We start from the raw sequence: 2,129 nt of genomic DNA on the forward strand, positions 1-2,129 counted from the left end.
TATAAAAGGCTTGGAGTGTATTTAGATGCCAAAACAACTGAAATTTTTATGGTTGGCTCTGGTTTTGCCATTAATGGCGCAGGCTGCTGTAGAGGACAAATACAAGGAAGGTCAGGATTACCAGGTTCTGTCTAACCCGGTTCAGACTTCAGTGAAGAAAAGCCAGATCGAAGTGGCAGAAGTCTTCTGGTATGGCTGCCCGCATTGTTACACTCTGGAACCCATTGTTGCGCGTTGGAAGCCTTCTCTGGAAAAGGACACTCGTGTAGTTCGTACGCCTGGTTTCTTTGGTCCAAACATCTGGAAAGCCCATGCCCAGCTTTACTACACTCTGGAAACTATTATTCCTGAAGAGAAAAAACTGAACGAAATACACGAAAGTATTTTTGCTGAAATTCAGAATCGGAATAACCGTCTTGGCGACGTGAGAGCCATGGGGGACTTTCTTCAGAATCGCCACGGTATTGATCCCAAGCAATTTGCCAGCTTCTATAACTCCTTCGGAGTTCTGAACCTGATGAATCAGGGTGGTTCAAAAATCAAAGGTTATCAGTTAAACGGTGTTCCAGCTTTGGTAGTTGATGGCCGATATGTTATTGAACCCAGGGTGGGGTTGGAAAACATGCCTGTTATTGCTGATTTCCTGATCAAGAAAGTGCGTGATGAGCGTGCAGCCAAGGCAGAGCCTGAGGCTAAGCAAGCGTCACAGGCAAAAAGCTGAACATTATGACCCCTTCAACAAGATAGATGCTGGACTGAACAGCATCCGGAATTCAGGTTTCACTGATGCCGATTAGAGCTTTGAAGGGGCCTTGTCTTCTCGTTTGAAGAGGGACAGAGCTCCGGGATCCGTTCACCGCAGTGAGCTGGTTTACAACCCCCGATCACAAAAGCCCGGGCACATTCGTCTGCTGAGCTTTAATATTCAGGTAGGCATCAATACTCAGCAATATGGTCATTATCTGACTCGCGGCTGGCAACACCTTTTACCTCATTCCAGGCGGGCAAGAACACTGGATCAGATTGCTGCTGCCCTCCCCGATTTTGATCTGGTCGCTCTTCAGGAAGCCGACGGTGGAAGCCTCAGAAGCGGTTTTATCAATCAAACCGAATACCTTGCCCTTAAATGCCAGTTTCCATATTGGTATCACCAGTTGAATCGAAATCTCGGCAAGCTGGCGCAGCACAGCAATGGATTCCTGAGTCGCTTCAAGCCCACTATTCTTGAAGATCACAAACTGCCCGGATTGATTCCGGGACGGGGAGCAATCGTTGCCCGGTTTGGAGATACCCGGAACCCTTTAGTCGTGGTGATGATGCATCTGGCTCTCAGCCAGAGGGCCAGAAATGGCCAACTTTCCTATATCAGAGACTTGGTCAGAACTTACAATCATGTGGTTCTGATGGGCGATATGAATACCCACGCTGAACAACTGCTCAATAACTCACCACTGAAAGACACTGACTTGCAGGCTGTTCATTCAGAACTAAATACTTTTCCCAGCTGGCGCCCCAGTCGCTCACTGGACCATATTCTGGTCAGCCCTTCCTTGATAGTCCATCAGTTCGGTGTCCTTAATCTGCCTATTTCAGATCATTTGCCCATCGCAGTGGAAGTGGAAGTACCAAAGAGTGTGATTTTGGAAACAACACTATGACCGCCAGGAAAATAGGCATATTGGGTTCTGCGTTTAACCCGCCAACATTGGGGCATCTGGATGTATTGGAACAGGCCCGGCAGCAGTTTGACCTGATATTGCTGGTGCCCAGCGCTGCCCATGCTTTTTCCAAGTCGATGCTACCGTTTCATCACCGGATGGCCATGTGCCAGCGGCTGATGAACTCAGTACAACTGCCCCAATGTCAGATAGAAGTTTCTGGGATTGAGCAGGAAATGCTGGCAGATAATCCCGAAAAGCCAGTCTATACCTTTGATTTGCTGGAACGTTTAGAGCAGAAGTACCCCGGGGATCAGCTCGGGTTTATCAGAGGACCCGATAATGCGGATCCCCGGAACTGGAAGCGCTTCTATCGATCTAAGGACATTGAACAGCGCTGGCAGGTCTTTACTGCCCGTGAACGTCAGAATATTCGCAGTACCCGGGTAAGGGAGTTATTGGTTTCGGGGA

3 protein-coding genes are annotated in these 2,129 nt (G+C 48.5%); all 3 read left to right on the forward strand.

Annotation, left to right across the window (positions count from 1 at the left end; all coding sequences use genetic code 11):
- The first annotated feature begins 25 nt into the window (after positions 1-25).
- Entirely contained in the window at positions 26-721 is a 696-nt protein-coding gene (locus tag KDK18_RS13530) for a thiol:disulfide interchange protein DsbA/DsbL (RefSeq protein ID WP_257255458.1), read from the forward strand.
- 103 nt (positions 722-824) lie between these two features.
- Positions 825-1,658, forward strand: a complete 834-nt coding sequence (locus KDK18_RS13535) for an endonuclease/exonuclease/phosphatase family protein (RefSeq protein ID WP_257255459.1) — start codon at positions 825-827, stop codon at positions 1,656-1,658.
- The coding region (locus KDK18_RS13540; protein WP_257255460.1) for an adenylyltransferase/cytidyltransferase family protein at positions 1,655-2,129 on the forward strand (475 nt) is incomplete at its 3' end. The genes KDK18_RS13535 and KDK18_RS13540, both read left to right, overlap by 4 nt.

The sequence above is a fragment of the Endozoicomonas sp. SESOKO3 genome (assembly GCF_024606255.1).

Bases quoted from the DNA above. Each gene is read 5' to 3' on its own strand.
- KDK18_RS13530 (WP_257255458.1), top strand. From the start codon at position 26: ATGCCAAAACAACTGAAATTTTTATGGTTGGCTCTGGTTTTGCCATTA.